This is a genomic window from Pantoea phosphatilytica, assembly GCF_051025615.1.
Classification (GTDB): Bacteria; Pseudomonadota; Gammaproteobacteria; order Enterobacterales; family Enterobacteriaceae; genus Pantoea.
The window spans coordinates 21,110-47,934 of the sequence record NZ_JBPFDF010000003.1 but is presented as its reverse complement, the minus strand read 5'-3'; the positions used below and the strand labels follow the sequence as shown (position 1 = coordinate 47,934).

Below are 26,825 nucleotides of genomic sequence, written 5' to 3'. Positions count from 1 at the left end.
CCTCTTAGCTGACAGCCCGGCGCAGCGGCCGGGCACACAATCAGGATGCAGGAATTTTCAGGTTCTGCCCCAGCATGACGTTGGTCGACTTCAGATTATTGGTCTGCATTATGGCTTTCGGGCTGACGCCGTAGTGCGCCGCAATCCCGGTCAGGGAATCGCCGACGACGACCTTATGGCGAACCATACCGCGCGGCGCGGCGCGGGTGGTCCGGCTGGCGGCCGCACTGGCCGGGACTTTCAGCCGCTGGCCGACCCACACCACATCACGCTTCAGGGTGTTCATCTCACGCAGCGTGGCCATGCTGACACCATATTTCGCGGCGATGCCGGAGAGCGTCTCCCCGCGCGTAACGGTATGGCGCTGAGTCACGCCGGTATACTGCGTCACCCCGGTCGCCGGATTACTGGCGACGCTCACCGCTGGCGACGAGCCCAGCGGCAGGTTTTCCTCCTTTGGGATGGATTGCAGCGGGTGCGCCAGGAAATAAGTGCGCAGACCTTTATAGATCGACTGCGCAATCTTATCCTGGTGTGCGCTACTGCCTAGCAGTCGCTCCTCCGAGGAATTACTGATGAAGCCGGTTTCCACCAGCAGAGAAGGAATGTCCGGCGAGCGCAGGACCCCAAGGCTGGCGTGCTCAGGCAGACGCTTGTGCAGCGAGGTAACGCCGCGCAGCTGCTGCAGGACTTTCTGCGCGATGTCATAGCCAACGCGCTGCGAGTGACCGAACTGCAGGTCAAGTACCGCCTGACTGAGATAAGGATCGGCCTGGCTGTTGGCCAGCAGGTCACCGGCACCGCCCAGCAGCTCAGACTGCTTCTCTTTCTGCTCCAGCCAGTTAGCCATCTCGTTGTTGGCGCGACGGTTTGATAACACCCAGACTGACGCGCCGGTCGCCGCATGGCTTGGGGCCGCATCCGCATGGATCGACACCAGCACGTTGGCGTTGGCTTTACGCGCCACATCGGAACGGCCCATAACTGAGATAAAATAGTCGCCATCGCGTGTCAGCACGCCTTTGAACATCGGATCGTTATTCAGCAGCACCCGCAGTTTTCGGGCGATCGCAATCGTTACGTTCTTCTCTTTTAACCCGCGCTGGCCGATAGCACCCGGATCCTGGCCGCCGTGTCCGGCATCTATCGCCACAATCACGGTGTCATTCTGGCTGACGCGACTGCCGGGGCGCACGGTGCTGGCCGTGCTGGTCACCGAGGTCACCGGATTGGCATTAAACGGATTGGCCGCGGCGGCACTCGGGGTCGGTACGCGCGTCGGGGCGATGACCGGTGCGGGCTCGCTGCGCGTCACCACCGGCGCTTTACCGGTAATGGTAAAGACCACGCTGTAGTTGTTGCCGTCGCGCTGAGTGACCGCCCGGGTTTTCCCCGCCTGGGTCAGTTCAAACACCAGCCGCACGCTCTGCTTGTCCTTTGGGGAACTGCTGCGAATGCGCCTGACGATGTTCTCACCGCTGAAGTTCAGCGGTAACCCCTGCACCACACCGCTCTGGCGGACGTCGATCACCACGCGATTGGGATTGTGCAGCGGGAAATAGCCATAGATCGGCTGGCCGGAAAAATTCAGGGTGATGGTTGCCTGGCTGTCACCGTTGGCCACTTTGATATCTGACAGCGTGGCGGCAAACAGGGGAGCAGAGACCAGCAGCAGCAGTGACACCAGCGCGATTTTCATCCGTGACATCATGCCTGTTCCCTGCCCTGGCTGAACCGTTCAACCCACTGCTGGCCTGACGCGGATTGTGCCGTCAGCGCCGCTTCACGCGCCTCGCCCACATAGCGCAGCGTTAAGGTAAGGTCGGGCGACGGCAGGAATCCGGCCCCCTGCTGCGGCCACTCGACCAGGCAGATCGCTTCACCGCTGAAATAGTCGCGGATCCCCATGAATTCCAGCTCTTCCGGATCGGCGAGGCGATAGAGGTCGAAATGGTAAAGGGTGCGGTCGGCCAGCGCGTAAGGCTCAACCAGAGTGTAGGTGGGACTTTTGACGTTGCCCTGATGGCCCAGCGCCTGCAGAAAGCCGCGGCTGAAGGTGGTTTTACCCGCCCCCAGATCGCCATAGAGATAAATGACTGCCGCGCTGCCACAGGCGCGCGCCAGCTGAGCGCCCAGACTGAGCGTAGCCGCCTCATCGGGCAAAGAGATAACACAGGTCTTCATGCTTCTTTATTCATCTCAGGATTAACAAACTGCCACAGGAGATCCAGTAAATCGGTTGCCAGCATACCGCGCGTTCCGCGTTGCGCCGCGACCGCATCGGCGGCGGCTCCGTGGGCCACACAGCCCGCGCAGGCCGCGTCAAACAGCGTCAGTTTCTGGCCTGCCAGCGAGGCGATGATCCCACTCAGGAGATCGCCCATTCCGCCCGATGCCATACCGGCATTGCCGACATCGGCAAAGGCCATTTCGCCCTGCTCGCTGGCAATCAGTGTACCGGCACCTTTCAGAACCACCACGCCACCGTAACGCTGCGCCAGTGTCTGCGCTGCATGTAAGCGGTCACTCTCAATTTCACTGGTCTCAATATTCAGCAAACGCGCCGCTTCGCCAGGATGCGGCGTAATAATGCGATTCTGACGTTTCTCCGCACTGATTGCCAGCAGGTTAAGTGCATCCGCGTCCCAAAGCATCGGCTTTTCACTGGCCGCGACCTGCTTCAGCGCCCGCTTTCCCCACTCACGCTGGCCCAGACCGGGGCCGATAGCGATGACATCGGCCCACGTCAGCGCCTCCGTCAGCCGTTCGTCGGTCAGTTCATCGACCATAATTTCCGGGCGGGCGGTGAGAATCGGGATGATGTTATCTTTGTGAGTAAGCACTCGCACTAATCCACTGCCGCTGCGCAGCGCCGCCTCTGCCGTCATGCGCACCGCACCCGCCGTACCGGCATCGCCTCCCACCACCAGCAGACGACCGTGACTGCCTTTGTGCGAGGTCGGCTTACGCGGTTTCAGCCAGCGGGAGAGTACGCTGGCGTCGTAACGGGCGATGGGGGCCGTCTCGCCCGCCAGAAACGCGGCCAGCCCCAGATCGGCAGCGAAGAGTTTGCCAACGTGGTCACGCGCCTTGCCGGTTATCTGTCCCGGCTTCAGCGCGACCAGGCTCAGCGTATGGCAGGCGTCTATGACCGCGCCGGGCGCCGTGCCGTTGCGGGCCGATAAGCCGGACGGGATATCGATGGCAAGAACCGGCGCTGCATGGGCATTAACGCGTGCGATCAGCGAGGCGTAAGGTTCGTCCGGCGCACGCTGGCAGCCGGTGCCCAGCAGCGCATCGACGATCACATCGACCTGCTCTGGCCAGACCGCATCGGCCGCATGGATTGCACCGCCCGCATCCAGCCAGGCATCGCGGGCCCGCTGCGCCTCTTCCGGTAACGCCCTGTCACTTTCGCACGCCAGCAGCGTCACCGTTTTGCCTGCCGCCTGCCCCAGCCGCGCCACCACATAGCCATCCCCGCCGTTATTGCCGTGACCACACAGAATCAGCCAGTGGCTGGCCTGCGGCCAGTGCGCAGTCAGATGCGTAAAGGCCGCCTGCCCGGCGCGCAGCATCAGCTCATACAGGGTGATGCCGAGTGCGTCGGCCCCCTGTTGCTCAAGCTGCGCCACTGCCTGCGCAGGCCAGACAGAATATGGTAAACTGCGGCTGTTTTTCTTCGAATCCTGGTCACTCATGTCATACCCTCTCGATCTTCATCAACTCGCACAGCAGATTAAACAGTGGGGAGCCGAACTCGGTTTCCAGCAGGTTGGCATCACCGACACCGATCTCAGTGCCGAAGAGCCGCGTCTGCAGGCGTGGCTGGACAAGCAGTATCATGGCGAGATGGCGTGGATGGCGCGACACGGCATGATGCGGGCGCGTCCGCATGAACTGCTGCCCGGCACGCTGCGCGTGATCAGCGTTCGCATGAACTACCTTCCGGCTAAAGCCGCCTTTGCCAGCACGCTGAAAAATCCCCGTCTGGGCTATGTCAGCCGTTATGCGTTAGGCCGCGATTACCACAAAGTATTGCGCAATCGACTGAAAAAGCTCGGGGAAATGATCCAGGCGCATTGTGGCGAGCTTAATTTTCGCCCCTTTGTCGACTCCGCCCCGCTGCTGGAACGCCCGCTGGCGGCGAAAGCCGGGCTTGGCTGGACCGGTAAACATTCGCTGATTCTGAATCGCGAAGCGGGCTCGTGGTTTTTCCTCGGCGAACTGCTGATCGACATTCCGCTGCCGGTGGATACGCCGCAGCCGGAGCAGTGTGGCCGCTGTGTCGCCTGCATGACAATCTGCCCCACCGGCGCCATCACAGAACCTTACGTTGTGGATGCCCGCCGCTGTATTTCTTATCTCACCATTGAGCTGGAAGGCGCAATCCCGGAAGCGTTTCGTCCACTGATGGGCAACCGGATCTATGGCTGCGATGACTGCCAGCTCATCTGTCCGTGGAATCGCTATGGTCAGCTCAGTGACGAAAGCGACTTTTCGCCACGCGCCGCATTGCATGCGCCGGCGCTGATCGATCTGTTTCAGTGGGATGAAGCGAAGTTTCTGCGCATCACCGAAGGCTCGGCGATTCGGCGCATCGGACATTTACGCTGGCTGCGCAATATCGCCGTCGCGCTGGGTAACGCGCCCTGGTCGGCCGACATCATGCCGGTGCTGGAACGGCGTCTCGGCGAGAGTGAATTGCTGGATGAACATATTCAGTGGGCGATCGCGCAGCAGCAGCAGAAACGCGAACAGCTCGTTGTCGACGTGCAGCCTGCCCAGCAGAAACGGCTGGTGCGTGCCGTTGAGAAAGGTTTACCGCGCGATGCGTGAATGACCAGCCCGGCGCAGATTATCGTTTTCCACATGCTGTGAATAAAAATAAAAAGTTGTTGTCATTCAACTGCAATGACGCTGTTTTTGCTGCCAGATAACAAATTGAAATATTATCAAAAGCAAAAATATCAAAAGGTTATAAAAAAGTTGTGTTTATTTGATAATGAGACTAGCGCTTCGCTTAAAACAGAAAGCTGTGGATAACTCTGTTCAGAAATGATTTGCAGATCGCGCTAACGGGCGCTGAGAATGGGGTGTCGCGCTGTGGATAACCCTGAGGAAACCATTAAGGCGTTACGACGCAAAACAGCCGCAAGTTTTGACTGAAACAGTGTGATGTTAAATCTGGAGCGGGAAACGAGACTCGAACTCGCGACCCCGACCTTGGCAAGGTCGTGCTCTACCAACTGAGCTATTCCCGCATAAGAAGGGCACTGCTATATAAAACTGGAGCGGGAAACGAGACTCGAACTCGCGACCCCGACCTTGGCAAGGTCGTGCTCTACCAACTGAGCTATTCCCGCAAAGAGGGTACTGCTTACATCTTAAATCTGGAGCGGGAAACGAGACTCGAACTCGCGACCCCGACCTTGGCAAGGTCGTGCTCTACCAACTGAGCTATTCCCGCGCCTTGTACCGTTACAAAATTCTTCACCGGTACGGGGTGCGCATTATACGAGAAATCGTTGCTGCTGCAAGCCTCTGAAAGCAAAAATTTTCGCTTTCTGCGCGTTTGCCGATTTAATCGTCAACCTGGCGATTTCATGCGCACCCCCCGGCGATTAAAGCTGCAAAAAGTGTTCGCGGTAGTAAGCCAGCTCCGCCACGGACTCGCGGATGTCATCCAGCGCCTGATGTGTGCCGCCTTTTTTGAAGCCCGGCAGGATCTCGGGCTTCCAGCGGCGGGCCAGCTCTTTCAGCGTACTGACATCCAGATAGCGATAGTGGAAATAAGCCTCCAGCTCGGGCATATATTTAAACAGGAAGCGGCGATCCTGCCCGATACTATTGCCACAGATCGGCGAGCTATTCGCGGGCACCCACTGCTTCAGAAATTCGATGGTCGCCAGCTCCGCGGCGCGATCGTCAATTTTGCTCTCTTTGACCCGCGCCACCAGACCACTGTTGGTGTGGGTGCGGACATTCCACTCATCCATCAGCGCCAGCTGTTCATCCGACTGATGAACGGCCATAACCGGCCCTTCCGCGAGAATGTTAAGATTGGCGTCGGTCACCAGGGTCGCAATCTCAATAATGCGATCGTGCGTCGGATCGAGTCCGGTCATCTCAAGATCAATCCAGATCAGATTCTGTTCATTTCCAGTAGCCATGCTGTTTCCTGCGGTTGCTATAGTCGTCATTCACAATGAATAAGGTGTATCATAGACGTTTTGCCCAGCCGGGCGAAATCTGGCTAACGCTGTGAGGGTGAGTGAGTAAAAATAAACTGTCGAAGGGCCAACAACGCCGCGTAAGCGCAAACCACGATCGCCGTCTCAACCAGCGCAGAGAGCGTCCGGAAGCGGATGACAACCTGTTTGGTGAAGCTGCAGATGGGGTCGTTGTCAGCCGTTTTGGCATGCATGCTGACGTTGAGGATAGCGCAGGCGTCACCCACCGCTGCAATATCCGCCGTACTATCCGTTCGCTGGTCACAGGCGATCGGGTGTTGTGGCGTCCGGCAACCAGCGGCGGCAAAGGTATTGTCGAAGCGGTGCACGAGCGCACCAGCGTCTTAACCCGCCCCGACTTTTACGACGGCGTAAAGCCGATGGCGGCAAACATCGATCAGATTATTATCGTCTCCGCCATCCTGCCAGAGCTGTCGCTGAACATCATCGATCGTTACCTGGTAGCCAGCGAAACGCTGGAGATCGAACCGTTGCTGGTCCTGAACAAAACCGATCTGCTGGATGAGGCTGCGCGTCTCCGTGTTGACCAGCAGATGGATATCTATCGCCAGATTGGCTATCGCGTGGTCATGGTTTCCAGCCGGGCGAAAAATGGTCTGGACGCTCTGGAAGCGGCGCTCACCGACCGCGTCAGTATCTTTGCCGGACAGTCGGGCGTCGGCAAATCGAGCCTGCTGAATGCCCTGCTCGGCTTCGACAAAGATGAGCAGGCCGCTATCCTGACCAACGACGTGTCCGACGGTTCAGGCCTGGGCCAGCACACCACCACCGCTTCCCGGCTTTACCACTTCCCGCACGGCGGCGACGTGATCGATTCACCGGGCGTGCGTGAGTTCGGTTTATGGCATCTGGAGCCGGAACAGGTGACCCGTGGGTTTGTCGAGTTCCGCGCCTTCCTGGGCGCATGTAAATTCCGAGACTGTAAGCACGGCAGCGATCCGGGCTGCGCCATTCGCGAAGCGGTTGAAGAGGGAAAAATCAACCGCTCCCGTTTCGATAACTACCACCGTATCCTGGAGAGCATGGCGCAGGTAAAAACGCGTAAAAATTTCCCTGACGGTGAGAGTTAACCGGTATAACCGCCTCTGCGCCCACCAGCCGCTGCATTTTGCGAAGTGCATTCCAGTCGTGCACACGGAACGTGCAGCGTGCCGGAAATCGGATATAGTCGCGATCTGAACGGGGCACTGCTACAATCCGCCCCCTTTTTTACAACGTCATAAATAGCCAGGAGGCTAAGGTGTTTGATCGTTTAAAACTCGGCTTGAATCATATTCTCCCGAAGAAATGGCTGACTGAACTTGCCGGTTGGGGCGCCAGTCGCCGCGGTGGTTGGTTAACCAAACTGGTCATCGACATCTTTGTCTGGTTTTACAAGGTAGACATGGCAGAGGCACGTAAGCCTGACACGGCCAGCTATCGCACCTTTAATGACTTTTTCGTGCGTCCGCTGAAAGATGACGCGCGTCCGGTCGATGCCGATGCCAGCCTGATCGCCCTGCCCGCAGATGGCGCGATCAGCCAGCTCGGTCACATTGACGGCGACCAGATTTTCCAGGCTAAAGGTCATCACTACTCCCTGGAAGCGTTGCTGGCGGGCGATGAGCGCATGGCAGCCCGCTTTGTGGAGGGCGAATTCGTCACCACCTATCTGGCACCACGCGACTATCACCGCGTCCATATGCCGTGCAACGGTATCCTGCGCGAGATGATCTATGTGCCTGGCGACCTCTATTCGGTCAACCCACTGACCGCGCGTAATATCCCGAACCTGTTTGCCCGCAATGAGCGCGTGATCTGCTACTTTGAAACCGATATCGGCCCGATGGTGCAAATCCTGGTCGGTGCCACCATCGTCGGCAGCATCGAAACCGTCTGGGCGGGCACTATCACGCCGCCGCGTGAAGGGGTGATTAAACGCTGGCACTATCCGGCAGCCGAAGATGAAGGCGCGGTGGTCCTGCTGAAAGGTCAGGAGATGGGCCGCTTTAAACTCGGCTCGACTGTAATCAACCTGTTCGCACCAGGCCGCGTCAAACTGGCGGAAAGCCTGGAAGCGGAAAGCAAAACCCGTCTCGGCCAGCCGCTGGCAATTGCGCTGCCGGTCGCCACGGACATGTCTGACGTCATCACTGACTAAATTGAGAGTCCTCTGTGCGCCCGATTCTCCTCCTGCTGCTGAGCCTCTGGCTCAGCAGCCCGGCCTCTGCGGCCAGCCTTCCTGACGCCAGCCAGCTTAAACAGCAGCTGGAAGAGATCAAATCGGCCAAAAGCTCCCCGACGCAGGCGGAGCAGATCCAGACGATCGAAGCTGCCCTGAATTTCCTCTCTGAACGCGATGAATCACTGGAGCGCGCCGCGCAATATCAGCAGGTCATTGACGATTTCCCGCGTCTGGCGCGTGAACTGCGTCAGCAGATTGCCGCATTGAGCGACAGCGGGAAAACCGTGCGCAGCAATATGAGCAGCGCCGAGCTGGATCAGGAGATCCTGCAGGTCAGCAGTCAGCTGCTGGAGGAGGGTCGTCAGGCGCGACAGGAGCAGGATCGGGCGCGGGAGATCAGTGACTCCTTATCTCAGCTGCCCCAGCAGCAGACCGACGCCCGCCGGGCGATGACAGAGAGCGAACGCCGCTTACAGGGCGTCAGCAGCAGTTCGCCTCAGGGTCAGCTGCAACTGGCGGCCCGCCAGGCTGAAAACGCCGCCAACAAAGCGCGCGTCGATGAACTCGAACTGGCGCAGCTTTCAGCCAACAACCGTCAGGAGCTGGCGCGGATGCGCGCAGAGGTCCATCAGCGTAAAGCGACGCAGCTGGATAACTATCTGCAGGCGCTGCGCAATCAGCTCAACGACCAGCGGCAGCGTGAGGCGGAAGTTGCGCTGGCGCGCACCGAACAGCTGGCCGAAAACAGTGGCGATCTGCCGCCGGCGATCAGCGATCAGTTCCGGGTCAACCGCGAACTCTCTGGTGCGCTGAATCAGCAGGCGCAGCGCATGGATCTGGTGGCGTCGCAGCAGCGCCTTGCCACCAACCAGATTATTCAGGTCCGTCAGGCGCTCTCTACCCTGCGCGAACAGTCGCAGTGGCTGGGCGCCTCGAACCTGCTGGGGGAAGCGCTGCGCGCGCAGGTTGCGCGTCTGCCGGAGATGCCGAAATCACAGCAGATTGACAATGAGATGGCGCAGCTTCGCGTGCAGCGTCTTTACTACGAAGATCTGCTGGAGCGCCAGGAGTCCCTGCGTAAAGGACACCAGGCCGATGGTCAGGCCTACACGGCCGATCAGAAACGTATTCTTGATGCCCAGCTCCGCACCCAGCGTGAGCTGCTTAACTCTCTGATCTCCGGCTGCGACACGCTGATCCTGGAGATCACCAAACTGAAAGTCGGCAACACTCAGTTGCAGGACGCGCTGACCGAGGTCAAGGATGCAACCCACCGCTACCTGTTCTGGACCGCCGATGTCAGCCCGATCAGCCTGAGCTACCCGCTGGATCTGGCGAAAGATCTCTCCCGCCTGCTGTCGCTGGACACCCTGGGTCAGCTCGGCAAAGCGATGGCGATGATGTTTACCAGCCGCCATTCGGTGCTGCCGATTATTGGCGCGCTGCTGCTGGTCGGTTTCAGTATCAGCTCACGCCGTCACTTCAATGCATTTCTTGAACGCTCCGCCAGTAAAGTCGGTAAGGTCACGCAGGATCGCTTCCGCCTGACCATCCGTACGGTGTTCTGGTCGATTCTGGTGGCGCTGCCGCTGCCGGTGCTGTGGGGGGCGCTGGGCTATGGCCTGCAGAACGCCTGGCCCTACCCTATTGCCGTGGCGATTGGTGATGGCATTACCGCCACACTACCCCTGCTGTGGGTCTTTATGATCAGCGCCGCCTTTGCCCGGCCCAACGGCCTGTTTATCGTGCATTTCCGCTGGCCGCAGAACCGGGTGGCGCGCGCCATGCGCTACTATTCGCTGAGCATCGGCCTGATTGTGCCGCTGATCATGTTGCTGATCGCCTTAGGGAATCTGGAAGATCGCCAGTTCTCTGCATCGCTGGGCCGTCTCTGCTTTATCCTGATCTGTGGGGCAATCAGTATTGTCACCGTGAGCCTGAAGCGTTCCGGTATTCCGCTCTACCTCGATAAAGAGGGGAACGGCGAGAACATGGTCAACCGGATGCTATGGAACCTGATGATCGCCATGCCGCTGATGGCCGCCCTCGCCTCCGCCGTGGGATATCTGGCGACCGCGCAGGCGCTGCTGGCGCGTCTGGAAACCTCCGTCGCCATCTGGTTCCTGTTGCTGGTCATCTACTACATCATCCGGCGCTGGATGCTGATTCAGCGCCGCCGGCTCGGCTTTGACCGCGCCCGTCAGCGCCGCGCCGATATGCTGGCCAATCGGGCGCGCAGCGAAGAAGAGAAAGAGCAAGGCACTCAGAACACCGATGCGATTGAAATCGAAGAGCCGGTGATCGACCTGGATGCGATCAGCGCCCAGTCACTGCGGCTGGTGCGTTCTATCCTGACGCTGATTGCCCTGGTTTCCGTGATTGTGCTCTGGTCGGAAATCCACTCCGCCTTTGGCTTCCTGGAGAATATTCAATTGTGGGATGTCAGTACGTCCGTGCAGGGTGTGGAGTCGATCCAGCCAATCACCCTGGGAGCGGTGCTGATTGCCATTCTGGTGTTTATCATCACTACCCAGCTGGTGCGCAATATGCCCGCGCTGCTTGAACTGGCGCTGCTGCAGCACCTGAATCTGACACCCGGCACAGGCTACGCCATCACGACCCTGACCAAGTATCTGCTGCTGCTGGTTGGCGGGCTGATTGGGTTCTCGATGATCGGGATTGAGTGGTCGAAGCTGCAGTGGCTGGTTGCAGCACTCGGTGTGGGACTGGGATTTGGTCTGCAGGAGATTTTTGCCAACTTTATCTCTGGTCTGATTATTCTGTTTGAAAAACCGATCCGTATCGGCGACACCGTAACGATCCGTGACCTGACCGGCAGTATCACCCGGATCAATACCCGCGCGACCACCATTACCGACTGGGACCGCAAAGAGATTATCGTGCCGAACAAAGCCTTTATCACGGAGCAGTTTATCAACTGGTCGCTGTCCGATTCGGTCACGCGCGTGGTACTGACTATCCCGGCCCCGGCTAAAGTCAGCAGTGAAGAGGTCACCACCATTCTGATACAGGCGGCCGAACGCTGCAGCTATGTGCTGGACACCCCACAGCCGGAAGCCTTCCTTGTGGATCTGCAGCAGGGTATTCAGCTGTTTGAACTGCGCGTACATGCCGCAGAGATGGGACACCGGATGCCGCTGCGTCATGAACTGCATCAACTGATTCTGCGTGGATTCGATCAGCACGGTATTGAGATGCCGTTCCCGCCCTTCCAGATGCGCATGGAAACGCTGGGTAAGAAGCTGCCTGCCAGCAACGGCACACCGGCTGCACGCGCCTATAAATCTGGCGGTCTGTAACGCAAAACGCCCGGCTGAGCCGGGCGTTTTCACGCTGTGGAGTGCGTTACTGCTTAACGAACGCTTCACCCTGAGCAATATCTTTCTTCAGCGTCTCCAGCATGCCCGACAGCGCCTGCTGCTCATACGCGCTCAGCGTGCCAATCGGCCTGCGTTCCGCAATACCGTTTTTACCCAGCAGTAGCGGCTGTGAGAAGAAGCGTGCATATTCGCCTTCGCCTTCCACATAGGCACACTCCACTACATTCGGCTCGCCATTCAGCGCGCGTACCAGAGACAGACCGAAACGGGCAGCAGCCTGACCCATCGACAGCGTCGCCGATCCGCCACCCGCTTTGGCTTCCACCACTTCTGTTCCGGCGTTCTGGATCCGCTTAGTCAGATCGGCAACCTCCTGATCGCTGAAGCTGACGCCATTAACCTGAGACAGCAGCGGCAGGATCGTCACGCCGGAGTGCCCGCCGATAACCGGGACTTCAACCTGGTCAGGTTGCCTGCCCTTCAGCGCCGCCACAAAAGTATTGGCACGGATGATATCCAGCGTTGTGACACCGAACAGACGATTTTTGTCGTAGACGCCGTGCTTTTTCAGCACTTCTGCCGCGATAGCCACGGTGGTATTAACCGGATTGGTAATGACACCAATCAGCGCCTTCGGTGCGGTCGTGGCCACCTGTTCAATCAGGTTGCGAACGATGCCGGCATTCACATTAAACAGATCTGCGCGATCCATACCGGGCTTACGGGCGACACCGGCGGAGATCAATACCACGTCTGCGCCCTGTAAAGCCGGTGTTGCATCTTCGCCGCTGAATCCCTGAATGGAGACGGCAGTAGGGATATGACTGAGATCAACGGCAACGCCAGGCGTAACCGGCGCGATGTCATACAGTGAGAGTTCTGAACCTGCAGGAAGCTGGGTTTTGAGCAGAAGTGCGAGCGCCTGGCCTATGCCGCCAGCGGCACCGAGAACGGCAACTTTCATTCTTAACTCCTTATTAAGGTGGGGCAGAGATGGGCCGAAATTCTATCTGTGTCAGACCTTAATCAACTGCTCAGGCGATGATAATTATCCGCTGTTAATTCTACGTGCTTTCGCACTTAATCTCCGGATTCAAAAGTTACTTATCATTACGCCTGAATGACCGACAACCTTGCCGTCGTCAGACAGAGAACGGCTGCGTGCGTTTTCTGTTACTACACCACCAATAATATAACAACTTTGCAACCTTCGCTTTCTGCGGCTGTGACGGGGGTTTTGGTCTGAGCGGATTTATTTGCTATTATCGCCGCCCGCCAGCCGCCCGAACCCCGCTCACCAATCGAACGATTGCATAAAAATGCATTTAAATGCATAATCACCACTCTGCCGCGGGCGGATGCGCGGTTATTCACTCTATATATTGGTAACCTATGCGAAACCCATCTAAACAAGACGATCTGATCAAGGCTTTCAAAGCCTTATTAAAAGAAGAAAAATTCAGTTCCCAGGGCGAGATTGTTCAGGCGCTGCAGGATGAGGGCTTTGAGAATATCAATCAGTCCAAAGTCTCACGCATGCTGACGAAGTTTGGCGCGGTGCGTACCCGCAATGCCAAGATGGAGATGGTTTACTGTCTGCCGGCAGAACTTGGCGTACCGACCACCACCAGCCCGCTGAAAAATCTGGTACTGGATATCGACTACAATGACGCCCTGGTGGTAATCCATACCAGTCCTGGTGCCGCGCAGTTGATTGCCCGCTTGCTGGATTCGCTGGGTAAATCGGAAGGGATTCTGGGAACGATTGCCGGTGATGACACGATTTTTATTACCCGTGCGCGCGACTTTACGGTGAAGCAGTTGCACAGCGCCATTCTCAACCTGTTTGAGCAGGAACTCTGATAGCAGACTGACGGCTTCCGGTACAGACCTGGCCGTCAGCTTCCCGCGCCTTACCACGGCTTTCCGGTTTGCCCGCCTGGCCCTGCACCACAGACCGCTTTAATTACGGCGCCTGTGGGCAGAAATCATCTTCTGCTTCGCCTTCTGCGCTATTTTACGCTGCCTTACAACATTAATCCGGCACCATTGCCCGGATCCAGATCAAACCCCAGCCTGAAACACCCCTGCATTTCGCACTAAAAGTTAAAGTGATCTATATCACTGTTTTTGCACTTAAAAGCGGCGAAAAGGCTATTTTTTAAACGTTTTTTATAACGTTGAGTTATTAAAAGTAGCCATAAGGATAAAGTATCACAAAAAAACATTATTAGCGGGATATTAATTTCTGTCGTTATTAGTTCTATACTTCTTTTCGTGACGCAAATCACACAAACCAGAAAGATAAAAATAGACGACGAGGAAATATCTATGAACGTTAAAACTACCATCGCCACTCTGAGTATCCTTTCCGCTCTTTCATTTGGCGCTGTAGCAGCAGAATCTATCGATGCTGCCCAGGCGCAGAATCTGCAGCCTGCAGGCACCATCAGCGTCAGCGGCGTTGCCGGTTCACCAATGGATATCCGTCAGCAGCTCAGTGACAAAGCCGATCAGCAGGGCGCAAAAGCCTATCGCGTCATTGAGGCTTATAACAACGGCAACTACCACGCTACCGCCGCGCTTTATAACTAAGACGTAGCCCGATTAAGCCCGCCTATCTTGTCAGACACGCACACTGCCGTGCCGGAGAGCGGAAGCAGAAACAGATATTGCAGGAGAGTTGATTATGAAAATGAAATTAGCTATCGCCGCCCTTGGCCTTTCCCTGATCTCAATGGGTGCAGGCGCTGCCAGCCTGGTGACTAATCAGGAAGCGCAGGGTTTGCAGTCGATGAACCAGACCATCAGCATCAGTGGCCGTAATGGCGACCAGACGCATGTCCGTCAGGTGCTGTCAGAGAAAGCGGATGCCCAGGGTGCCGGTCACTATCGGATCATTGAAAACAACCAGGATAACACCTGGCATATCACCGCTGAACTTTACAAATAACCGACCATGATGACGCCTGAACGGCGTTGAAAATATCGACGACCCGCCTTTACGATGAACCGCAGGTTGTTGAATATATTGAGGAGACGAACATGAATATCAAAACAACCATCGCTACAGTCAGCCTGCTTTCCGTTATGGCGTTCGGCGCATCTGCCGCGCAGCTGGTAACCGGCGACCAGACTCAGAATCTGCAGCCTGCGGGAACCGTGACCATCAGTGGCACAGCGGGTGCGCCAATGGATTACCGTGCTGAGCTTTCTCAGAAAGCCGATGCGCAGGGTGCCAGCGCCTACAAAGTGATTGAAGCGCGTACCGGTGACAACTACCACATCACCGCACAGCTTTATAAGTAATTCCTCGTCAGAATAATGACGAACCCTTTGGCCCCGCTCTCCGGGGCCTTTTTTTATCTGACGTTAAAGTGAAGCTGCCCTTCCAGCTCCTCTTCCGCTTCATCGAACAACAGAATCAGCGCACCATAACGCCGTCGCTGCCCCCTGCCCAGATTGATAAATTCAATCTCCAGCGGCATGGGTAACAGGTCGCCCGTCACCACATCCCATAATCCATCCAGATCGCAGATGCGGCGCTCTTCCAGCGCAAATCGCTCGCTGAACTGGCGGAAGAAATGGGCCTGATCGACAATTTCATTAAAATCAAAACGCTCGATTTTCATGCTGACCGCTCCCATGCTCCGTCTGCGGGCGACCTCTGCCGCCCGTTTCTGTCCGTCAGCCCAAACCGCCCAGATGGAGCGTTTTGACTTCCAGATACTCCTCCATCCCCAGTACCGAACCTTCACGGCCCAGCCCCGACTCTTTCACGCCGCCGAAGGGGGCCAGCTCGGTTGAAACGGCACATTCGTTAATGCCGATCATGCCGCTCTCCAGCGCCGCTGAGACGCGGAACACCCGTTGCAGATTCTGGGTATAGAAGTAGGCGGCCAGACCAAACGGCGTGGCATTGGCGCGGCGGATGACATCCTCTTCATCATCAAAGCGGAAACAGGCTGCCACCGGGCCGAACGTCTCCTCCTGCGCGAGCTGCATCTCTTCGTGGGCTTCGGCGATCACCGTGGGCTGCCAGAAGTTGCCGCCCAGAGCATGGCGTTCGCCCCCCGCCAGTAATTTGCCGCCTCTGGCGACGGCGTCTTTGACGTGCTGCTCCACCTTTTCCACCGCCGGGGCGTCGATCAGGGGGCCGACGATCACGCCCTCTTCCATGCCGTTACCGACTTTCAGCTTGTTGACCTCGGCCGCCAGCTGCTGCGTGAAACGATCATAGATCGCATTGTGAATGTAAAAGCGGTTCACGCTGACGCACACCTGGCCCGCGTTACGGAATTTGTTAGCGATCGCGCCCTGTACGGCGGCATCAATGTCAGCATCCTCAAACACGATGTAGGGAGCATTACCGCCCAGTTCCATCGACACTTTTTTCATGGTTTCGGCGGCATTGCGCATCAGCAGCTTGCCCACCTGCGTCGAGCCGGTAAATGAGATTTTGCGCACTACGTGGCTGGCCATAATCGCGTCACTGATGGCGTGAGTGTCACCGGCCACCGCATTCAGCACGCCATCCGGTACGCCCGCCTGCTTCGCCAGCGCCAGCAGCGCAAAGGCGGAGAGCGGCGTGTTATTGGCAGGTTTGATGATGCCGGTGCAGCCTGCGGCCAGGGCCGGCCCCAGCTTGCGGGTCAGCATCGCCATCGGGAAGTTCCACGGCGTAATGGCCGCCACCACGCCAATCGGTTCGCGGGTGGCCAGGATACGCGAGCCTGGTTTCGCGGGCGGAATGATCTCACCGTTGGCCCGTTTTGCCTGCTCGGCGAACCACTGAATAAAGCTGGCGGCATACTCGACTTCACCTTCCGCCTCTTTCACAGGCTTGCCCTGTTCCAGGGTCATTAGCTCGCCCAGCCAGCGTTTGTTCTCAATAATCAGCTGGTACCAGCGTGTGAGGATCTCAGAGCGTGCTTTTGCGGTGAGCGCCCGCCAGGCGGGAAAGGCGCGCTCTGCGGCGGCGATAGCCTGTTCCGTTTCCGTTTTACCCGCTTTTGCCACCTGCGCAATCACCTCGCCGGTCGCCGGATTGGTGACGTCGAAGGTGGAGGCTGCCTGATGCCACTGGCCATCCGCTAAATAGCCGGTCCGGAACAGTTCGCTCTCTTGCAGTGATTTCATTGATTCGCTCCTGTCAGTTTTACGCTTCCGTCCAGAGAGTATAGTTGGCAAAAGCAGCAGGTTTTATGACGGGCGGAGATTGGACGGGCCGCTGCCGGTCGCAGCGGCCAGATTCAGATTTGGATGAGGGTGTTCTGATATTTGTCGAGCATGAGCGCCAGCCGTTTTACCGGCTCCGTAACGCTTTCAGGTGCCTCGTAATGGGCCAGCTTTTCCTGATAGACCGCCAGCTCTTTCAGCAGCCGTTCAAAGTAGTAACGCCGCTTGTCATCGCTGCTGGCGGCGATCACCCGATCTGCGGTGTAGCGCAGTTGCCGGTGATACGCTGAGAGATCGGCATTGACCGGCACTTCCGCGTCCCGCAACCGCTGATGGCCGATGATCAGCGTTAAGGCGATACGGTATTTATTGATATCGCCGGGGAACAGGTTCAGCAGCAGGAAGAGTTGCTGATAGAGCGCCGGCAGATGGTTTTCGCGCCGACGCGCCTGATTGGTCGTCATCGCCGATACGGCCGCATACATAAAGCGGTTCAGCAGTTTACGGCCGGTGCGCGCTTTCGATTTATCGCGGATCAGCAGGATCACCATCATCGCCACAAAGCAGCCGATAACCTGGCCAAGCACGTTGTCGAGAAAGACGTTGATGTGGAACTGCATCGGGTTATCGAGCACCAGCACGTTGAGCGTACCAATCAGTGCGCCGAGTGTACCGAGCTGACGCCGCTGGATAAAGATGCCGCCAATAAAACCCAGCAGCCCGATGGCGATGCAGAGTAGCAGCGCGCTCTGCTGCGTGGCGGGCAGGACATACATAAAATAGAACGCCCCCAGCGGAACCGCGACCGTCATGCCGTAGAGGAAGTCTTTCGCCATCATCAGCGGGTTTGGCATACGCATTGCCAGCGCGGTGATCACCGCCAGCATGACCATGCAGCCGCTGCCGGAGGTCCATCCCGTGTAGAGCCAGAACAGCGAACCCAGCGCGGTCGCCACAAAGGTCCGGATACCGTTGATCATCGCATGATGTGTCTCCGCAGAACGCGCCTGAATCACGACTTCGCGCTGCAGAATCGTCTCTTCCAGGGAGGTAATCCGGCTGTTGCTTTTAATGCCGTTGATCAGCAGCAGATATTCGGTGGCGGCACCGACCCAGCTGCTCAGCGTGACCGGCGTCGTTTTGTCGCTGGCGCCCATCACCCGTCGCATCACTTTCATCCGCTTGTGCACCTCTTCTACCGTGGTGGCGGGCTTCTCAACCATCAGGCGATACTGAGGCGGGATGTAGTCAGGGCGGGAGTTCTGGATCAGAAAGGTTTCGGCGGCCTGGGTAATCAGCGTCAGCGACAGCGTATTCAGCATCTGCAAACGGCGATGGCTGTTCTTCCAGCGGGAGGATTCCATCATCAGCTGGCTGCGCATGGTGTTCAGCGCCGTGGTACGCCGGACCAGCGCGCTCCAGGCTTTGTCCACCTCCTCTTTATCACCGTGGGCGACGCAGAGCTGCAGCAGGTGATAGTGCGCCACCAGCAGCGAATCGACCTCTGCATCGATCACTTTTTTGATTGAACGGGGCGAGAAGATCATATCGGCCAGGATGGCGCACAGGATGCCGAGCACAATCTCGCTGCAACGCTCGACCGCATATTGGGGCACCAGCGTCAGCCCGCCACTGGCGTTCGCCGTCACCACGATAATCAGCGCGGTGTAGCCTGCCAGTCCCAGCGCGTAGGAGTTTTCGACCTTGATCAGCGAGGAGAGCCAGACGCAGAGCCCTGCCCAGATGCAGCACAGCAGCAGCATCACGACCGGCGCCCGAACGGTGGCGATCATGATGGTCAGCGCGGCGATACAGCCGATAAAGGTCCCGATAATACGCAAAACACCGCGATAGCGCAGCGCCCCTGAATAGGGGTCACCCCCCGCAGCAAAGGCGGTGCCGCCCGCCACAATCCCGGCGGTCATCACCGCCCAGCGCGGCGTTTCGAGGTTAAGGTGGAAGCCCACCATCAGCGCTAAAACCAGCGCGAAGGTGAGTTTTACCGGGAACCGCAGGAACTCGATCATATCGCCCTCTTAACCAAACTCACGCAGGCGATTCAGCAGACGGACCAGCGGCGAAACCTGTTCAGGCTGGCGATCCCCCTGCCCGGTGATGACCACCGTCGCCGTGGTGCCCGCCGGGAAGCGATTGCCAGGCTGCTGATCCAGCCGGATACGTACCGGCACACGCTGCGCCAGTCGGACCCACTCCAGGTTGGAGTCCACCGTCGCCATCCCTTTGCTGTCAACCGAGCTGCTGCTGTTGGTGACGCCCGCGGCCACGCTGTCGACGGTGCCGCGCAGCACTATGTTACTGCCGAGCGGCGTGACTTCGGCCCGGAAGCCCTTCTCCACGCCGTGCAGTTTGGTCTCTTCCAGGTAAGCGAGCACATAGAAGGAGTGCTGCTGAACCAGCGCCACCGCCACGGAGCCGCGGGTGATGAACTCGCCCTGATAGACGTTCAGGTTAGTGACCCAGCCATCGGATGGCGCTTTGATGTTGGTGCGCTCCAGATCGATCTCCGCCAGATCGCGTGTCGCCATCGACTTCGCCAGCTGATGTTCGCTGGTTTGCAGATCGTTGTTGGATTGTTCAATCGCTTCGCGCGACATCGCCGAGGTGCCAAGCTGATTACGACGTCCGGCTTCACGGCGTTTTTCGCTGACCAGTGCCTGGTAATATTCAACGTCCGCCTGAGCCTGCGCGAGCGCTTTCTGATAGCGCGGCCGATCCACCACAAACAGCGTATCGCCCTTCTTCACCAGCTGGTTATCATGAACCGGTACATCGGTGATCAGGCCGGTGACATCGGGCGAGATCGCCACCACGTCAGCCGCGAAACGTGCATCACGCGTCCAGGGGGATTCGGTATAGAAGACCCAGGCACGAAAGATGATAACCACTGCGATGATGACCAGCAGGAGCGTAATCGCGTAACGCGCGATTTTTCTTATGAGTGCTTTCACTTAAACCTCAGACTAATAAACGGGAGACAAGGTAAAACACACAGCAGTAAAGCGCTGTATTAAAAAGTGCCGGATGCCAGACAAGATCGTAGATGCCGCTCGGCGTCAGCACGCGTTTCACTAACCAGAACAGCATGAGTGAAATAATCAGTTCGATGAAAACGGGCGGGAAAGAGAGCCCAAACATGACAAATACCGGAAGCACACTCATCAGAAATCCTTAGTTCGACCTTGCCGGGACACGCCTTTGCCTTCTGCAGATGCCACAGCAAAACCCTCTGCCAGCGCTATCGGAACCGCAGCTGGCTTAATAATAGCGTATCATCGAGGGGTATCAGGCAATGAAGAATCACCGGGAAATACCCCGGCGCGCTTATAATAACGTGCATTACTAACCATTTTCTACAGAATGTGATCTAAATCACTTTTAAGCCAGAGTAAACAATGGAACGACTGAAAGGTATGTCCGTTTTCGCCCGGGTGGTCGAACTGGGTTCGTTCACTGCTGCGGCGCGTCAGCTTCATCTGAGCGTCTCCTCAATCAGTCAGATCGTCGCCAGACTGGAGGATGCACTGCAGGTCAAGCTGCTGAATCGCAGCACCCGCAGTATCGGGCTGACCGAGGCGGGCAAAATCTACTATCAGGGCTGCCGCCGGATGCTGGCGGAAGCGACGCAGGTGCATGAACAGCTCTATGCGTTTAACAATACGCCCATTGGCGTACTGCGGATTGGCAGCTCCTCGACCATGGCGCAAAACGTGTTAGCCGGGATGACCAGCGAAATGCTGCGGGAGTATCCGGGGCTGAGCGTGAACCTGGTCACCGGCGTACCGGCGCCGGACCTGATCGCCGACGGGCTGGACCTGGTGATCCGCGTCGGCGCGCTGAAAGATTCCAGCCTCTTTTCCCGGCGTCTTGGCGCGATGCCGATGGTGGTGTGCGCCGCAAAAAGCTACCTGGCACAGCATGGCACGCCGGAGAAGCCGGGTGATATCGATAACTTCTCCTGGCTGGAATATAGCGTGCGGCCCGACAACAATTTCGAGCTGATTGCGCCGGAAGGATTAGTGACGCGCCTGGCACCGCAGGGCCGTTTTGTCACCAACGATTCGCTGACGCTGCTGCGCTGGCTGAAGTCGGGCAATGGCATCGCCTATGTTCCGATGATGTGGGTGATCGATGAGATTACCGCGGGCGAGATCGATATTCTGTTTCCGCAGTATCAGTCTGACCCGCGTCCGGTCTATGCGCTTTACACCGAGAAGGATAAGTTACCGCTGAAGGTGCAGGTCTGTATCGATTATCTGACCGGCTATTTTGAACAGGTGGCTGAGCAGTATCAGCTGCATCGTAAAAGCTGACAGAAGGGCGTTGAAAACCTCTGCCCGCGCAGGCGTTGAAACCAGTCCAGCGAAGTGCCGGAAAGCGGCAGAGGATCTTTTACTGAGGTGCACGTTTCTTCCCTGCGCTTTCAGCAGGTCCATTGCCTGCCGGAAGCGTGCGGGTAACCGTTCCGCAACCCGCCGGGCGGCAGGTTGCGGAGGTCACATCAGGCAGTGCCGCCGATGGTCAGTTTATCGAGCTTCAGGGTTGGCTGACCGACGCCGACCGGCAGGCTCTGTCCCTCTTTGCCGCAGACGCCGACGCCTTTGTCCAGCGCCAGGTCATTACCCACCATCGAGATCTGCTGCATCGCTTCGATACCGGAACCAATCAGCGTGGCACCCTTAACCGGCTTAGTAATTTTGCCCTTCTCGATCAGATAGGCCTCTGAGGTAGAAAAGACAAATTTGCCGGAGGTGATGTCAACCTGACCGCCGCCAAAGTTTGGCGCATAGATGCCATAATCCACGCTTTCGATAATATCCTGCGGTGAGGATTTACCCGCCAGCATGTAGGTGTTGGTCATGCGCGGCATCGGCAGGTGCGCATAGGATTCACGACGGCCGTTGCCGGTCGGGCTGACGCCCATCAGTCGCGCATTCAGCTTGTCCTGCATGTAGCCTTTCAGCACGCCGTTCTCGATCAGCATGTTGTACTGACCCGGCACGCCCTCATCATCAATCGCCAGCGATCCACGCAGCCCTTCAAGGGTGCCATCATCGACCACCGTACAGAGTTCAGACGCAACCTGCTGACCGATTTTACCGCTGAAGACGGAGGTGCCGCGACGGTTGAAATCGCCTTCCAGACCGTGACCGACCGCTTCATGCAGCAGGACGCCAGGCCAGCCCGCACCCAGCACCACTGGCAGGGCACCGGCTGGCGCGGCGACCGCAGAGAGATTCACCAGCGCCATGCGCACCGCTTCCCGCGCCCAGGCGTCAGCGCGGACTTCACCATTCTCATCCGCCAGGAAAAACGCATAGCCGGTACGCGCACCGCCGCCGCTGGCACCGCGCTCGCGCTTGCCCTGATCTTCCACCTGAACGCTGACAGAGAGGCGCACCAGCGGTCGCACATCGGCGGCCAGCGTGCCGTCGGTGGCTGCCACCAGCACCTGTTCGTAGACGCCGGTCAGGCTGGCATTGACCTCCTGCACGCGCGGATCTTCGGCGCGGGCCACTTTATCGACGCGATGCAGCAGGGCAATTTTCTCTTCACGCGTCAGGCTGCTCAGCGGATCGACCGCCGGATAGAGTGAGCGGTTCATCACGGCAGAGAGCGTGTGGGCTTTGCCATTGCCCTGCTCGCGCACGATGCTGCGCGCCGCTTCAGACGAGAGACGCAGCGCATTCAGCGTAATCTGGTCCGCATAGGCGAAGCCGGTTTTCTCTCCGCTGACCGCGCGCACGCCCACACCCTGATCGATATGGTATGAGCCATCTTTGATGATTTTATCTTCCAGCACCCAAGATTCGTGGAAGCTGGACTGAAAATAGAGATCGGCATAATCCAGACGACGTTCTGAAAGCTGCCCTAACAGGGAAAATAGGTCCTGCTGATTAATGCCGTTAGCAGTCAGTAACTGCTCACTTACCAGGTTCAGAGTCATCGTTTCTCACTCATTATGTGCTCAGATAATCATAGCCTGCGGTAATTCCGGTACGGCGTCAAATTCACTTGTTGTCAGTTTCACGCGGTTTGCGCAGTACCTCATTGATTTCCGGTTTATCCAGCGGGCCGCCGATGTGATAACGCAGCAGTGAGATCTTATTCCACAGCGGTCCCAGCGCTTTACTGGCCGCAAAAACTGCCGCGCCAATCACCGGGTTGATGGCAAAGGCGGTTGCCACGCCGACCGACGCCGATATCTCCGGCGCGACCACCGCTTCCATATCGATCTGGCGCTTCACCAGGTCGAGTTTACCCTGCATCGCGATGTCGGCTTCCAGTCCGTCTACCAGCAGGTTGTCGGTGCGCATCACGCCGTTTTCAATCCAGGCCGTGCCGTTAATGGAGTCGAAGTAGAAGGCGTTGGTGAAGGTGTCGCTGAAGTCGAAGCGCAGCTTACGCAGCAGCGCATCGAAGCTCACCAGACGCAGGATTTTCCCCGCCGTGCCGGTGTTCACATCCGCGATCTGCCCTTTGCCGAAGTGGGTTTTCAGGGTGCCGCTCAGGGTTTCTGCAGCGGGCTGCCACGGCGCCGATTTCCAGTGCAGGTCGTAGGCGATATCGAAAGGTGCATCGCGCAGCGGGGTATTCACGCCAAACCAGTTGGTGGCGTTGTTGATATTCGCCCCTTTCAGCGTGCCTTTCAGCGAGGTGCGCGGGTCGCCCGGGCGGTTGACCCACTCGCCGTCGATTTTCAGCTGTGAACTGCCGGTATCCACCTTTCCGTTAGTAAGTGCTAACGTATCCCCGCGAGGCTGGAGCAGTGCGGATACCTGACCATATTTCTGGCCGAGCACCCAGCACTCTTTGCAGAAGAGCTGCAGCGCGGGCCACTGGCTGAAGTTAATCTTCGTGGCCTGCTGAGAAGCGCCTTTGCCGCCTTCGCTGGCCCCGTTCTCCCACTGCGGATTGTAATAGAGATAATCCAGGCTGACCTGCCACGGCGCAGCAGGCGCCATAGTCAGTCTGCCGCGCAGCTCTTTCGCATTCACGCTGACCTGACTTTTGCCGCCCGCACTCTGTGCCAGGGTCGCATCGACATCATGCCATTGCTGCCCGCCCAGCGTGACCGCCGGGCTGCGCAGGGTGACATTGCCGGGCAGCGTGACGGGGCCGGTCTGGAAATCACCGCTGTCCGCTTTCCGTCCGCCTGCGGAATCCCCGGCGGCCAGCATCGCCACCCAGGCTTCGCCATCCAGCGCAGGCAGATTCAGCACCATACCCGCGCGATCGGGCAGTGCCGGCGTTTTGCGTGCATCGTTCAGCCAGATACCGCGATCCACACGCAGCGTCGGCTCCAGCAGCCAGCGGCTGTTGAAACGCTGGTTGCCGTTAACGCTGCCGCTGAGATCGAAATGGTGCAGGTCACCACTGGCCTGAATGGTAACAGGCATCGCCTCGCCAGCCTGTTTTGCAAGCGGCGCAGGTAAGCGACTACTTACTTCTTTTGCATTGCCGTTCAACGCGACGTCATAACGTGCGCCGCCCTGATGCGGTAACGTAATGCCGACCTCGCCCTGCCACGGCAGATGTCCACCCAGCTGCCTGCTGACGGCGGCCGGGATCTCACGGATTTTAGCGGGCTGCCAGTCGCCCTGAAGGCTGACGTTGACGCCGAAGTCATCCGGGTTCTCCCGGGTGCTGAAACGCACGCCCATCGGCTGACCAAACCACTCTGCACGCAGATCGTCGCTGACCAGATTGCCGTTGTCGTAGCGGAAGCGGCCTGAGAGACGGTTAATAGTGGTTTTTAGCGGTTTGATAAACAGCGCGTTATCTTGCAGGTCGACGTTGCCTCTGGCATGCACCTGCTCGCCATCCAGCGGGATATCCAGGTTCAGATGCCCCCCGACCTGTCCGCTGATTTGCAGCTGCTCCAGCGCGGCACCCAGAGAGGGCTTCAGCGGCGTCTGCTGGAAATAATCCGCGACCTGAGGGCCCTGCCCGCTGATATCGCCATCGATAATCAGCTTCTCTTTCAGGTAGTCAGGAATGACTGCGCTGACGTTGCGCGCCTCCACCTCGCCCAGTCTGGCCACCGGCGCGTTCATCCAGAGGCCATCATTCAGGAAGTTGAGATCGATATCGAGATTACTGATCGCAGGCCATTTTGGCTGAAACGCGTAGGTCGCCTGACGCAGCGGCACCCAGACCTGAAACATGCCGTCATTGTGCTTAAACGGGAACAGAGCCGGATTACCGGCAAACAGCAGCGTGGCATTATCGACTTTGCCGCCCTTCACGGCCCCGCTCAGATAGTGTGTCAGGCCGTTGCCCATTAGCGGAACCGGGAAATAGCGCCAGGCATCACCTGCATCCGTCACCCGGATACCGGCCAGAATATCCAGACGTGGCTCGCTTCCGCTGTTCTGCTGGTAACTGAAGTCTCCACGCGCATGAAGTGAACGCGCCTGGAGATCCAGATCCTCACCCGCCAGCGTCAGTCCATGTTCATCACGCAGCCAGCGCAGCGCGCCGGTCACCTTTTTAATCTCCAGCGGGGCCTGGAACATGTCGCCATAGGGAACGGTCGCCGCGCCCATATCGACGCTGACCTGTCCATGGGTCAGGCTGCCGCGCGCCTCGCCACTGAGGTGACTGATACCCGGCAGCAGCTTCCAGTGCTGCCAGCTGAAATCGTGCCACTTCACCTGCATACGGGTGTTTTCAGGCTGCTGCAGCGGTATATCCAGCGCCAGGCCATCGACGGTGCCCTGCGGCTGCAGCGCCTGCCAGTTCTCAGACAGCGCCGGAGAGAGCGGCGCGAACAGCGGAACGATCGGCGCAATGTGTTTCAGCACCAGCTGCGTGGCGCGCACGCGGACTTCAGCCTGACTTTCGGTACCTGGCAGCTGTTTGTCTTCGGGACGCCATAACAGCGAGAAGTGGCCTGCGGGCCAGGGCTGGTTGTCGGTGCTGAGGCGGGTCTGCGGTACGTTGACTACCCAGCCATTCCGGAAGCGCGACAGGTGCGCGGTCAGCCCGTCGACCGTGATCTGGTGCCGTCCGGTTTCGCCCTGCCAGCTGGCACCGCCCTGGCGCAACAGCAGATCGCCCGCATAGATGTCGCCATCACGCAGGCTGACCCAGGCGGCCAGGCTGAAACGGGCACTGTCCAGACGAGTGTTATCACGCATCCAGCGGCCCAGCCACGGTCGCATATCCACATCGTCGGCCTGCATCCAGATCCGGCCATCGTTCAGCAGCCCGTTGCTGTCATTGAGGTCGAGCCGCACCTGAACCACGCCATGCTGGCCGGTAAAGCTCGACAGGCTGACTTCACCCTCGGCACGGTGGCGGTTATTTTCGTTGAGCCAGGTCAGGCGGGGGATCGTCAGCTCAGCGTGCTGGCCGGAAGGGGTGCGAAAACGGATGGTGCTGTCGCGCAGATCGAAGTGGTCAAACTGACGCAGGAAAAGTTCATTGATCTGCGCCGGACGGAAACTGTTTTTCTCTTTGTCGTTATCCAGCAGTGGACGATTGCTGTCGAGGTGTAATTGCCAGAAAGTGAGATCGCGGAACTGCCAGCGCCAGTGCAGCAGGGATTGCCAGACGTCGAGCGCGAGATGGATGCGTTTGATGGTGAGCCGGCCGTTGTCATGCAGATCCACGCTGAGATCGCGAACCTGCAGCGTCGGGCCGAAGTTCTCCCATTTTCCCTGAAGCTGGCTGGCCTCGACCGGCACACCGCTGCGCGCAGAGATGAATTGCAGAAGGTTGCTGCGATAGCTGTCGAGATGCGGCATCACCAGACGCAATCCACTGACCAGCAGCGCAACAATCACGATGATTGCCGCGACCAGCAGTAACAAAATCCTCGGCAACTGCCTCACTCACGCCTCTCCTTGTGTTCCGTAAACAGTG

General features: G+C 58.2%; 21 protein-coding genes and 3 tRNA genes. 9 read left to right on the top strand and 15 right to left on the bottom strand.

The genetic code is table 11. The features are described 5' to 3' along the window. Positions 1-40: 40 nt before the first annotated feature. Genes amiB through nnr form a run of 3 tightly spaced genes read right to left on the bottom strand, consistent with a single transcriptional unit; the run spans position 41 to position 3,701 of the window. Entirely contained in the window at positions 41-1,711 is a 1,671-nt protein-coding gene (gene amiB, locus ACR6AS_RS12915; protein ID WP_434162417.1) for an N-acetylmuramoyl-L-alanine amidase AmiB, read from the bottom strand. After that, positions 1,708-2,184 carry a tRNA (adenosine(37)-N6)-threonylcarbamoyltransferase complex ATPase subunit type 1 TsaE gene (gene tsaE, locus ACR6AS_RS12910; protein ID WP_293774384.1) on the bottom strand — a complete coding sequence of 159 codons (477 nt, stop codon included), beginning with the start codon at positions 2,182-2,184 and terminating at the stop codon, positions 1,708-1,710. The genes amiB and tsaE overlap by 4 nt, the downstream gene beginning before the upstream one ends. Next, positions 2,181-3,701, bottom strand: a complete 1,521-nt coding sequence (nnr, locus tag ACR6AS_RS12905) for a bifunctional ADP-dependent NAD(P)H-hydrate dehydratase/NAD(P)H-hydrate epimerase (protein WP_418803503.1) — start codon at positions 3,699-3,701, stop codon at positions 2,181-2,183. The genes tsaE and nnr overlap by 4 nt, the downstream gene beginning before the upstream one ends. Here nnr and queG point away from each other — a divergent pair. Further along, entirely contained in the window at positions 3,700-4,839 is a 1,140-nt protein-coding gene (queG, locus tag ACR6AS_RS12900) for a tRNA epoxyqueuosine(34) reductase QueG (RefSeq protein WP_418798291.1), read from the top strand. The two genes, nnr and queG, sit on opposite strands and share 2 nt — an antisense overlap. Positions 4,840-5,188: 349 nt before the next feature. Here queG and ACR6AS_RS12895 read toward each other — a convergent pair. From ACR6AS_RS12895 to orn, 4 genes are all read right to left on the bottom strand, one after another. Beyond that, positions 5,189-5,264 (bottom strand) — tRNA-Gly (locus tag ACR6AS_RS12895). A gap of 26 nt (positions 5,265-5,290) precedes the next feature. Beyond that, positions 5,291-5,366, bottom strand: a tRNA-Gly gene (locus ACR6AS_RS12890). A gap of 28 nt (positions 5,367-5,394) precedes the next feature. After that, positions 5,395-5,470, bottom strand: a tRNA-Gly gene (locus ACR6AS_RS12885). 154 nt (positions 5,471-5,624) lie between these two features. Continuing rightward, positions 5,625-6,173 (bottom strand): oligoribonuclease, encoded by a 549-nt coding sequence (gene orn, locus ACR6AS_RS12880; RefSeq protein ID WP_293774378.1) that lies wholly within the window; start codon positions 6,171-6,173, stop codon positions 5,625-5,627. Between the two features lie 101 nt (positions 6,174-6,274). Here orn and rsgA point away from each other — a divergent pair, with 101 nt between their 5' ends. The 3 genes from rsgA (at position 6,275) to mscM (ending at position 11,738) form a co-directional block, all read left to right on the top strand. After that, the gene (gene rsgA, locus ACR6AS_RS12875; RefSeq protein WP_367395867.1) at positions 6,275-7,324 is read left to right on the top strand and encodes a small ribosomal subunit biogenesis GTPase RsgA; all 1,050 of its coding nucleotides are present in this window, start codon (positions 6,275-6,277) and stop codon (positions 7,322-7,324) included. 170 nt (positions 7,325-7,494) lie between these two features. Continuing rightward, positions 7,495-8,394 (top strand): archaetidylserine decarboxylase, encoded by a 900-nt coding sequence (gene asd, locus ACR6AS_RS12870; protein WP_111139660.1) that lies wholly within the window; start codon positions 7,495-7,497, stop codon positions 8,392-8,394. Between the two features lie 14 nt (positions 8,395-8,408). Continuing rightward, positions 8,409-11,738, top strand: a complete 3,330-nt coding sequence (mscM, locus tag ACR6AS_RS12865) for a miniconductance mechanosensitive channel MscM (protein WP_367395868.1) — start codon at positions 8,409-8,411, stop codon at positions 11,736-11,738. A 46-nt stretch (positions 11,739-11,784) separates the two neighbouring features. Here the strand turns inward: mscM and mdh are convergent, their stop codons facing one another. Continuing rightward, complete coding sequence (gene mdh / locus ACR6AS_RS12860) at positions 11,785-12,723, bottom strand: malate dehydrogenase (RefSeq protein ID WP_293774372.1); 939 nt, start codon at positions 12,721-12,723, stop codon at positions 11,785-11,787. 428 nt (positions 12,724-13,151) lie between these two features. Between mdh and argR the strand changes: the two genes are divergently transcribed. From argR to yhcN (ACR6AS_RS12840), 4 genes are all read left to right on the top strand, one after another. Further along, positions 13,152-13,622, top strand: a complete 471-nt coding sequence (gene argR / locus ACR6AS_RS12855) for a transcriptional regulator ArgR (RefSeq protein ID WP_009087485.1) — start codon at positions 13,152-13,154, stop codon at positions 13,620-13,622. A 468-nt stretch (positions 13,623-14,090) separates the two neighbouring features. After that, positions 14,091-14,354: a peroxide/acid stress response protein YhcN gene (yhcN, locus tag ACR6AS_RS12850; protein ID WP_111139663.1), complete on the top strand. Its 264-nt coding sequence runs from the start codon at positions 14,091-14,093 to the stop codon at positions 14,352-14,354. Between the two features lie 94 nt (positions 14,355-14,448). Further along, entirely contained in the window at positions 14,449-14,712 is a 264-nt protein-coding gene (locus ACR6AS_RS12845; RefSeq protein WP_111139664.1) for a YdgH/BhsA/McbA-like domain containing protein, read from the top strand. 92 nt (positions 14,713-14,804) lie between these two features. Then, on the top strand, positions 14,805-15,068 hold the full coding sequence (gene yhcN, locus ACR6AS_RS12840; protein ID WP_111139665.1) for a peroxide/acid stress response protein YhcN: 264 nt from the start codon (positions 14,805-14,807) through the stop codon (positions 15,066-15,068). A gap of 53 nt (positions 15,069-15,121) precedes the next feature. Here yhcN (ACR6AS_RS12840) and ACR6AS_RS12835 read toward each other — a convergent pair whose 3' ends face one another. From ACR6AS_RS12835 to aaeX, 5 genes are all read right to left on the bottom strand, one after another. Then, a complete protein-coding gene (locus tag ACR6AS_RS12835) occupies positions 15,122-15,391 on the bottom strand; it encodes a barstar family protein (protein WP_111139687.1) in 270 nt (89 codons plus the stop codon). Positions 15,392-15,446: 55 nt separating this feature from the next. Next, positions 15,447-16,898, bottom strand: a complete 1,452-nt coding sequence (locus ACR6AS_RS12830) for an NAD-dependent succinate-semialdehyde dehydrogenase (protein WP_111139666.1) — start codon at positions 16,896-16,898, stop codon at positions 15,447-15,449. Positions 16,899-17,011: 113 nt separating this feature from the next. Then, a complete protein-coding gene (gene aaeB / locus ACR6AS_RS12825; RefSeq protein ID WP_293774364.1) occupies positions 17,012-18,964 on the bottom strand; it encodes a p-hydroxybenzoic acid efflux pump subunit AaeB in 1,953 nt (650 codons plus the stop codon). 9 nt (positions 18,965-18,973) lie between these two features. Further along, positions 18,974-19,906 (bottom strand): p-hydroxybenzoic acid efflux pump subunit AaeA, encoded by a 933-nt coding sequence (aaeA, locus tag ACR6AS_RS12820; protein ID WP_111139668.1) that lies wholly within the window; start codon positions 19,904-19,906, stop codon positions 18,974-18,976. A 7-nt stretch (positions 19,907-19,913) separates the two neighbouring features. After that, positions 19,914-20,117: a p-hydroxybenzoic acid efflux pump operon protein AaeX gene (aaeX, locus tag ACR6AS_RS12815; RefSeq protein ID WP_003855277.1), complete on the bottom strand. Its 204-nt coding sequence runs from the start codon at positions 20,115-20,117 to the stop codon at positions 19,914-19,916. A gap of 233 nt (positions 20,118-20,350) precedes the next feature. Between aaeX and aaeR the strand changes: the two genes are divergently transcribed. Continuing rightward, complete coding sequence (gene aaeR, locus ACR6AS_RS12810; RefSeq protein ID WP_111139669.1) at positions 20,351-21,268, top strand: HTH-type transcriptional activator AaeR; 918 nt, start codon at positions 20,351-20,353, stop codon at positions 21,266-21,268. A gap of 188 nt (positions 21,269-21,456) precedes the next feature. Here the strand turns inward: aaeR and tldD are convergent, their stop codons facing one another. Next, the gene (gene tldD / locus ACR6AS_RS12805; RefSeq protein WP_111139670.1) at positions 21,457-22,902 is read right to left on the bottom strand and encodes a metalloprotease TldD; all 1,446 of its coding nucleotides are present in this window, start codon (positions 22,900-22,902) and stop codon (positions 21,457-21,459) included. Positions 22,903-22,966: 64 nt separating this feature from the next. Then, on the bottom strand, positions 22,967-26,794 hold the full coding sequence (gene yhdP, locus ACR6AS_RS12800) for an AsmA2 domain-containing protein YhdP (RefSeq protein ID WP_434162407.1): 3,828 nt from the start codon (positions 26,792-26,794) through the stop codon (positions 22,967-22,969). Positions 26,795-26,825: the final 31 nt, after the last annotated feature.

Coding starts and splice junctions, on each gene's coding strand:
- mdh (WP_293774372.1), bottom strand. CDS start 12,723: ATGAAAGTTGCCGTTCTCGGTGCCGCTGGCGGCATAGGCCAGGCGCTC.
- nnr (WP_418803503.1), bottom strand. CDS start 3,701: ATGAGTGACCAGGATTCGAAGAAAAACAGCCGCAGTTTACCATATTCT.
- amiB (WP_434162417.1), bottom strand. CDS start 1,711: ATGATGTCACGGATGAAAATCGCGCTGGTGTCACTGCTGCTGCTGGTC.
- tsaE (WP_293774384.1), bottom strand. CDS start 2,184: ATGAAGACCTGTGTTATCTCTTTGCCCGATGAGGCGGCTACGCTCAGT.
- ACR6AS_RS12845 (WP_111139664.1), top strand. CDS start 14,449: ATGAAAATGAAATTAGCTATCGCCGCCCTTGGCCTTTCCCTGATCTCA.
- yhcN (WP_111139665.1), top strand. CDS start 14,805: ATGAATATCAAAACAACCATCGCTACAGTCAGCCTGCTTTCCGTTATG.
- aaeX (WP_003855277.1), bottom strand. CDS start 20,117: ATGAGTGTGCTTCCGGTATTTGTCATGTTTGGGCTCTCTTTCCCGCCC.
- ACR6AS_RS12835 (WP_111139687.1), bottom strand. CDS start 15,391: ATGAAAATCGAGCGTTTTGATTTTAATGAAATTGTCGATCAGGCCCAT.
- argR (WP_009087485.1), top strand. CDS start 13,152: ATGCGAAACCCATCTAAACAAGACGATCTGATCAAGGCTTTCAAAGCC.
- aaeB (WP_293774364.1), bottom strand. CDS start 18,964: ATGATCGAGTTCCTGCGGTTCCCGGTAAAACTCACCTTCGCGCTGGTT.
- yhcN (WP_111139663.1), top strand. CDS start 14,091: ATGAACGTTAAAACTACCATCGCCACTCTGAGTATCCTTTCCGCTCTT.
- ACR6AS_RS12830 (WP_111139666.1), bottom strand. CDS start 16,898: ATGAAATCACTGCAAGAGAGCGAACTGTTCCGGACCGGCTATTTAGCG.
- queG (WP_418798291.1), top strand. CDS start 3,700: ATGTCATACCCTCTCGATCTTCATCAACTCGCACAGCAGATTAAACAG.
- tldD (WP_111139670.1), bottom strand. CDS start 22,902: ATGACTCTGAACCTGGTAAGTGAGCAGTTACTGACTGCTAACGGCATT.
- aaeR (WP_111139669.1), top strand. CDS start 20,351: ATGGAACGACTGAAAGGTATGTCCGTTTTCGCCCGGGTGGTCGAACTG.
- orn (WP_293774378.1), bottom strand. CDS start 6,173: ATGGCTACTGGAAATGAACAGAATCTGATCTGGATTGATCTTGAGATG.